Origin of the sequence: Streptosporangium sp. NPDC001681 (genome assembly GCF_040298085.1) — a bacterium.
Lineage (GTDB): Bacteria > Actinomycetota > Actinomycetes > Streptosporangiales > Streptosporangiaceae > Streptosporangium.
The window spans coordinates 1-7,791 of record NZ_JBEOZN010000229.1; the positions used below are offsets into that span (position 1 = coordinate 1).

The 7,791-nt window shown below is 67.2% G+C and carries 7 protein-coding genes and 1 riboswitch; all 7 genes read left to right on the plus strand.

Annotated features, from left to right (window positions below; genetic code table 11):
- Window positions 1-1,513: S1 family peptidase (locus ABT130_RS46235; RefSeq protein ID WP_350966293.1), on the plus strand; the 1,513-nt coding region annotated here is incomplete at its 5' end.
- 161 nt (window positions 1,514-1,674) lie between these two features.
- A complete protein-coding gene (locus ABT130_RS46240; RefSeq protein ID WP_350915613.1) occupies window positions 1,675-2,232 on the plus strand; it encodes an RNA polymerase sigma factor in 558 nt (185 codons plus the stop codon).
- 210 nt (window positions 2,233-2,442) lie between these two features.
- Window positions 2,443-3,972 carry a S1 family peptidase gene (locus ABT130_RS46245; RefSeq protein ID WP_350966294.1) on the plus strand — a complete coding sequence of 510 codons (1,530 nt, stop codon included), beginning with the start codon at window positions 2,443-2,445 and terminating at the stop codon, window positions 3,970-3,972.
- A 198-nt stretch (window positions 3,973-4,170) separates the two neighbouring features.
- A riboswitch (SAM riboswitch) is annotated at window positions 4,171-4,313 on the plus strand.
- A gap of 14 nt (window positions 4,314-4,327) precedes the next feature.
- On the plus strand, window positions 4,328-5,620 hold the full coding sequence (gene thrC, locus ABT130_RS46250; protein ID WP_350966295.1) for a threonine synthase: 1,293 nt from the start codon (window positions 4,328-4,330) through the stop codon (window positions 5,618-5,620).
- 22 nt (window positions 5,621-5,642) lie between these two features.
- Window positions 5,643-5,918, plus strand: coding sequence for a MoaD/ThiS family protein (locus ABT130_RS46255; protein WP_350915621.1), 276 nt, complete (start codon window positions 5,643-5,645; stop codon window positions 5,916-5,918).
- Window positions 5,919-6,275: 357 nt separating this feature from the next.
- Window positions 6,276-6,476, plus strand: a complete 201-nt coding sequence (locus tag ABT130_RS46260; protein WP_012895270.1) for a cold-shock protein — start codon at window positions 6,276-6,278, stop codon at window positions 6,474-6,476.
- A 386-nt stretch (window positions 6,477-6,862) separates the two neighbouring features.
- Window positions 6,863-7,791: chaperonin GroEL (gene groEL / locus ABT130_RS46265; protein WP_350966296.1), on the plus strand; the 929-nt coding region annotated here is incomplete at its 3' end.

Below are 7,791 nucleotides of genomic sequence, written 5' to 3' on the forward strand. Positions count from 1 at the left end.
CGAGGTCGAGGAGGGATTCATGTCCCGCAGACATGTCGTCGCCACGGGCTGCGTGCTGGCGGTCACCGCGCTCACCCTGACGGGCGTGCCGGCCGACGCCAGGCCCCGGGCGAGGAGTGTGGTCACCGCGTCCGCCTGGAAACCGCCGTCGGGCATGCTGGAGGCGCTCCAACGCGACCTGGGACTGACCAGGCGGCAGGCCCAGGCGCGCCTGCTCAACGAGGCCCGCATGATTCCGATCGCGGCGCAGCTCCGCAGGAGGCTCGCCGACCGTTTCGGCGGCTCATGGCTGATGGGAGCCGTTTCGCAGACCCTTGTGGTGGCCACCACCGACGAGGCCGACATCCCCCACATCATCGCGGCGGGTGCCCGGGCCGAGATCGTTCCCCGGTCGTTGGCGGAACTCCTCCTGCTCAGGGAGAAGGCCGACGACGTGCTGCCCGCCAAGCCGCGCGTGGCGGGCGTGCGCTACGTCGACGCGAAGAGAAACAGGGTGGTCGTCCTGTCCGCGCAGCCCACGGTGGCCGAGGACCTCATCAAGGGTGCGAATGTGGACACGGACGCGGTGAGCGTGGTGTCGTCCACCGAGCAGCCCCAGCCCCTCCACGATGTGCAGGGCGGCGACGCCTACTACATCGGTGTCGCGAGCCGCTGCTCGATCGGTTTCTCGGTGACCCGCGAAGCCCAGCCGGGTTTCGTCAGTGCCGGTCACTGCGGTAAGACGGGTGATGCCACCACCGGCTTCAACCGGGTGCCCCAGGGGACCTTCCAGGCGTCGGTCTTCCCGGGCAAGGACTACGCCTGGGTCGCGGTGAACCACAACTGGATGCCCAAGCCGGCGGTCAGCAACGGCATCGGCGGCACCGTGTCCGTCGTCGGCTCCAAGGTGGCCGTCGAGGGTTCCTCGGTCTGCCGATCCGGCTCCACCACCGACTGGCACTGCGGAGTCATCCTGCAGCTCGATACCAGCATCACCTACCCCCAGGGTGCGGTCTCCGGATTGACCCGCACGAACGTCTGCGCCGAGCCGGGTGACTCGGGTGGTTCGTTCATCTCGGTGGACCAGGCCCAGGGGGTCGCCTCCGGCGGCTCCGGGGACTGCACCTCGGGTGGCGTCACCTATTTCCAGCCGGTCAACGAGATCCTCAACGCCTACGGCCTGACCCTGGTGACCGACACGATCACCTCGCCGAGCACGGGCACCTGCACCGGCTACCCGAAGATCTACGTCGGTAATCTGGAGAGCGGTCAGGTCGTCTACCGGCCGAGCACCAGCTACTACCGGGCGACCGTCGCAGGTCAGCACCATGGCTGCCTGGACGGGGACGACGGCGTCGACCTCGACCTCTACCTCGAGAAGTGGAAGGGGACCGGTTGGGGCACCGTCGCCGTCTCGGACAGTTCGGGTCCCGACGAGCAGATCAGCTACACCGGCACGCCCGGTGCCTACCGCTACCGGGTGGCCTCCGTGAGCGGCTCCAGCCCCTACATCCTGGGGTTCACGACACCGTGACAACCGGTCCTGTGCCCTCAGCGGACCCGCTGGGGGCACAGCTAGAAGTGAAAATCACCATATTTCGGGTTCGTGTGCTTTTGTAACGAAGCCGAAGGTCGGCAACGGGGATCTCCGACCGTAGGATGTCCAGCGACCGTGACCGCTGATGGGGGCTCGTGATGGCGCTGGACGAGACGACCGAGGAGCTGGCCCGGGCGGCCGCCCAAGGTGACCACCGCGCGCTCGGCGAGCTGCTGAAGCGTATCGAGCCCGCGGTGCTCCGGCACTGCGGGCGCATCCTTCCCTTCCGGCAGGACGCGGAGGAGGCCTGCCAGGACACCCTGCTGGCGGTGGCACGCAACATCGGCCGCTTCGAGGGGCGCGCCAAGTTCAGCACCTGGCTGCACATCGTGACCGCCAACTGCGCCAGGACCACCTACCGTTCGCTGAAGCGTCGCGCCGCGGAGCAGAGCTCGGACGAGTTGCCGCTGCAGAAGCCGGACGTCGCCAGGGTGAGCGTGATCGCCGGGTCCAGGCTGGACCTGCTCGACGTGATGGAGGCCCTGGAGGCGGAGAAGCCCGATCTCGCCCAGGCACTGGTGCTGCGCGACATCTGCCAGCTCGACTACAACGAGGTGGCCGAGCAACTCGGCATCCCGCTGGGCACCGCCAAGTCCCGCATTCACCAGGCGCGCAAGTACGTCCAGGGCGCTCTGGGCGACGCCTACGGCTTCTGATCTCGACGGGGCCGGGGAACGCGAGCCGGTCCTGGGGGGCGCCCCTCGCGAGAACGAGGGCGCGCCGGCGAGGCGAGATCCCGATCGAAATCGTCTGCCGCGTGGCGTGTGGCTTTTGGGGGTCTTGGAGGCAACGGCTGGATTAGGGTGGCGTTGCCCGTGGGGCGCTCTCCCCCTCTTGCTGTGGAAGCCGAGGTCGAGGAGGGATTCATGTCCCGCAGACATGTCGTCGCCACGGGCTGCGTGCTGGCGGTCACCGCGCTCACCCTGACGGGCGTGCCGGCCGTCGCCGCCGGACCGAAGGTGACGGGTGTTCCGGTCACCGCGCCCGTCTGGAAACCGCCGTCGGGCATGCTGGAGGCGCTCCAACGCGACCTGGAACTGACCAGGGAACAGGCCCAGGCACGCCTGCTCAACGAGGCTCGCCTGACGGGAGTGGCGGCGGAGCTCCGTGCGAGACTCGGTGACCGTTTCGGCGGCTCGTGGCTGATGGGAACCATCGCGCAGACCCTTGTGGTGGCCACCACCAACGAGGCCGACATCCCCCACATCATCGCGGCGGGTGCCCGGGCCGAGGTCGTCAAGCGGTCGCTGGCGGAGCTCGACAGGCACATAGACGGCCTCGACCAGTCGGTACCCGGTGCCAAGAACGAGGGAAGTGTCCGCTATGTCGATGCCAGGAACAACAGGGTCGTCGTCCTGTCGTCGGAGCCGTTGGTCGCGGAGGACCTCATCGAGGCCGCCGGCCTCGACACGGAGGCGGTGAAGGTGGTGCCGTCCACCGAGCGGCCCCGGCTCCTCAGTGACGTGCAGGGTGGTGACGCCTACTACGTCGGTGTCGCGAGTCGTTGCTCCGTCGGTTTCTCGGTGATGCGCGGGACCCAGGCGGGTTTCGTCAGTGCCGGTCACTGCGGTAAGACCGGCGATGCCACCACCGGTTTCAACCGGGTGCCCCAGGGGGTCTTCCGGGCGTCGTCCTTTCCCGAGAACGACTATGCCTGGGTCGCGGTGAACGCCGGCTGGAGCCCCAAGCCGGTGGTGAGCAACGGCGTCGGCGGTACCGTGCCCGTCGCGGGCTCCAGGCCGGCCCTGGAGGGTGCCTCGATCTGCCGGTCCGGCTCCACCACCGATTGGCACTGCGGTCTCATCCGGCAGCTCAGTGCCAGCGTCACCTACCCCCAGGGCACCATCCACGGCCTGGGCCGTACCAGTGTCTGCGCCGAGCCGGGTGACTCGGGTGGTTCGTTCATCTCGGTGGACCAGGCCCAGGGAGTCACCTCCGGCGGCTCCGGGGACTGCACCACGGGTGGCGTCACCTACTTCCAGCCGCTCAACGAGATCCTCACCGCCTACGACCTGACCCTGCTGACCGACAGCACCGCCAGCTCGTCGGGTGACATCTCCCCGGGCACCGCTCCATCGGGCAAGCAGGACTGCAGCGGCTACCCGAAGACCTACACCGGCACGCTGAACAACGGTCAGTCCGTCTCCCAGCCGAGCCGGTACTACCGGGCCGCCGTCGCCGGTACGCACTCCGCCTGCCTGGACGGCGGTGACGGCGTCGACTTCGACCTCTACCTCCAAAGGTGGCAACGGTCGAGCTGGACCACCGTCGCCACCTCCGAGGGCGCGGGCCCCGACGAGCAGATCAGCTACACCGGCCCGCCCGGCTTCTACCGCTACCAGGTGGTCTCCGTGAGCGGCTCCAGCCCCTACACACTGAAGACCAAAGCCCCCTGACCCGCCTTCCGCGGGAGGTTCCACGGGACGTCCACCGTGGTGCGGTGCCTGCGGGCAGTGGCGGAGCGCCCCTGGGGCCGGGGAGCTCTGTCCGTCAGGTAACACGTCATGTCTCGTAGAGTGAGACAGGTGGCCGGGGCGGCGGTACGGCGATGTAGAGTGCTTAGGACCTGCGTGTCAGGTTTCCAACTGAATATTTGCTCATCCAGAGGGGTGGAGGGATCGGCCCTGCGAAGCCCCGGCAACCATCCCGGTTCAAGACTCGTGATCGACACGAGGTCAGCCGGGACAGGTGCCAATTCCGGTCTGTGACCAGGGTGGTCCGCAGACGAAGATGAGGGAAAGGCCTCGCTTCATGGCGCTCGCAACCACTGAGAACACCACCGCCTCGCTTGGTCGTGTCGAAGACACGCAAAACCAGCAGTTCGGCCCCGCCGTGGCCCTGTCCTGTCGCGAGTGCGGTGCCCGCTACGACCTCGGCCCGAGCTTCGCCTGTGCCGAGTGTTTCGGGCCCCTTGAGATCGCCTACGACTTCGGGCGGGTGACCCGGGAGCAGATCGCCGAGGGGCCGGCCAACATCTGGCGTTACCGCTCGCTGCTGCCCGTCCCCGCCGACGTGGCCACCAAGCCCAACATGGAGCCCGGCTGGACCAGGCTCGTCAACGCCGGCAACCTCGCCCGTGAACTGGGCATGCGCTCGCTGCACGTGAAGGACGACTCCGGCAACCCCACGCACTCCTTCAAGGACCGCGTGGTGGCCATCGCCGTCGAGGCGGCCCGTAACTTCGGCTTCCACACCCTCTCCTGCTCCTCCACCGGCAACCTGGCCGGTGCCGCTGCCGCCGCCGCCGCGCGGGCCGGGCTGGACGCCTGCGTGTTCATCCCCGCCGACCTGGAGCAGGCCAAGGTCGTCATGGCCTCCGTGTACGGGGGCAGGCTCATCGGCATCGAGGGCACCTACGACGATGTGAACCGTTTCTGCTCGGAGCTCATCGGCGACGAGCTGGGCGAGAAGTGGGGCTTCGTCAACGTCAACCTGCGGCCGTACTACGCCGAGGGCTCCAAGACGCTGGCGTACGAGATCGCCGAGCAGCTCGGCTGGCGCGTTCCCGACCAGATCGTCGTGCCGGTCGCGTCGGGCTCCCAGCTCACGAAGATCGACAAGGGTTTCAAGGAGCTGATCGAGCTCGGTCTCGTCGAGGACAGGCCGTACAAGATCTTTGCGGCCCAGGCCGAGGGGTGCTCCCCGGTCTCCGCCGCCTACAAGGCGGGCCACGACGTGATCCGCCCGGTGAAGCCGGACACGATCGCCAAGTCGCTGGCGATCGGCAACCCCGCCGACGGCCCGTACGTGCTGGACATCGCCCGCCGTACCGGCGGCGCGGTCGAGGACGTCACCGACCCCGAGATCGTCGACGCGATCCGGTTGCTGGCCAGGACCGAGGGCATCTTCGCCGAGACCGCCGGAGGTGTCACCGTCGGCGTGCTTCGCAAGCTGGTCGCGACAGGGAGGCTCGACCCGGAGGCGGAGACCGTGGTCCTCAACACCGGCGACGGTCTCAAGACCCTCGACGCGGTGGCCGCCGAGGCGCGCCCCACCGCCGTGATCCGCCCCTCTCTTGACGCATTCCGTGCGGCAATCGCCTAGAAATCGTGAAAGGTACTGAATTATGAGCGTTTCCGTGCGGATTCCGACGATTCTCCGGACTTACACCGATGGTGCTGCCGAGGTGACCGGAGAGGGTGAGACCCTGCGCGACGTCCTCCAGAAGCTTGACGCGGACTTCCCGGGGATCGGCGCCCGAATTCTTGATGAAACGGGCAAGATTCGCCGTTTTGTCAACGTCTATGTCGGAGATGAGGATGTCCGCTTCGCCGACAACCTCGACACGGCCACGCCCTCCGGCGTCCAGATCTCCATCATCCCGGCGGTCGCCGGAGGCTGAGTCCCGCCCCGCCCGCACTGCGCCGGTCGCACCCGCCTCACCTTCCGGGGCGCTCGCGACGCCTCTCCAGGACACCCGCCCGGCTCCGGCCGCGTGCGGGTGTCCTGCTTTGTGGCGTAAACCGGTATTCGCGGTGGGGAAAGATAATGTAATCTTTAACTAACTAATAGTGATAGTCAAACTGTGTTCTCGTACTAAATGCTCTTGTAAAGAGCTAGTTTGGTGCTTGACTCTGTTGCCCTACCGGTTCCCACAGGTATGGTCGAGGACGATCGATGTGGCGAAGTCCGCCCCGGAGATTGAGGACTTCGCGCGAGGAATGGGCGTCGTCCTTAAGTCCAGTAAGAGGAGTCGCAAGTGGCGCAGGGCACCGTCAAATGGTTCAACGCGGACAAGGGCTACGGCTTCATCGCGGTAGACGGTGGTAAGGATGTGTTCGTCCATTACTCCGCGATCATGATGGATGGCTACCGTGCACTCGAGCAGGGCCAGCGAGTCGAGTTCGAGATCACCCAAGGTCAGAAGGGTCCCCAGGCGGAGTCCGTCCGGGCGGTCTGACATGGCCGTCCCGTGAACCCGCAGGGAGGGGTCGGTGGACCCCGCGGCAACGCGGTCCGCTGGATCCACACCGCCTAGGCCCGGCTCGCCTCCCCAACCGGCGAGCCGGGTCTTCGCTTTGCGCGGAACGCACGCCTGCATGACGTGGAGCATGCGCTGACGTGGCCTGGAGCGGATGTCCGCGCCGGGCGCGGCGCAGGTCAAGGGATCGTGGCTTGCACTCGACAAGGTAGAGTGCTAAACACATTGTTGGCACTCGCGCATAGAGAGTGCCAACCCTGGATCGAGGCGATGGGGCCCGCCGAACGGAGTCGTGGGCCCACATGCCGTCGCGGGCGTCGGCTCGGTCCGGTGCAAGCCACCCTGTCTCTGGGAGGTCTAGCCGTATGGCAGCCAAGATGATCGCGTTTAACGAGGACGCCAGGCGCGGTCTCGAGCGTGGCATGAACCAGCTCGCGGACGCCGTTAAGGTGACCCTCGGCCCCAAGGGCCGCAATGTCGTTCTGGAGAAGAAGTGGGGCGCCCCCACCATCACCAACGATGGTGTCTCCATTGCGAAGGAGATCGAGCTCGAGGACCCGTGGGAGAAGATCGGGGCCGAGCTCGTCAAGGAGGTCGCCAAGAAGACCGACGACGTCGCGGGTGACGGCACCACCACCGCCACCGTGCTCGCTCAGGCTCTCGTACGCGAGGGTCTCCGCAACGTCGCCGCCGGCGCCAACCCGATGTCCCTGAAGAAGGGCATCGAGGCCGCCGTCGAGCGCGTCTCGGAGGAGCTGTCCAAGCTGGCCAAGGACGTGGAGACGAAGGCGCAGATCGCCTCCACCGCCTCCATCTCCGCGGGTGACCCGCAGATCGGCGAGATGATCGCCGAGGCGATGGACAAGGTCGGCAAGGAAGGCGTCATCACCGTCGAGGAGAGCAACACCTTCGGCCTGGAGCTTGAGCTCACCGAGGGTATGCGCTTCGACAAGGGCCTCACCTCGATGTACTTCGTGACCGACCCGGAGCGTATGGAGGCCGTCCTCGACGACCCGTACATCCTGGTCGTCAACTCCAAGGTGTCCGCCAACAAGGACCTGCTCCCGGTTCTCGACAAGGTCGTGCAGGCCGGCAAGCCGCTGCTGATCATCGCCGAGGACGTCGAGGGCGAGGCCCTGGCCACCCTGGTCGTCAACAAGATCCGCGGTCTGTTCCGCTCGGTCGCCGTCAAGGCGCCCGGCTTCGGTGACCGCCGCAAGGCCATGCTGGGCGACATCGGCATCCTGACCGGTGCCCAGGTCATCAGCGAGGACCTCGGCCTCAAGCTGGAGTC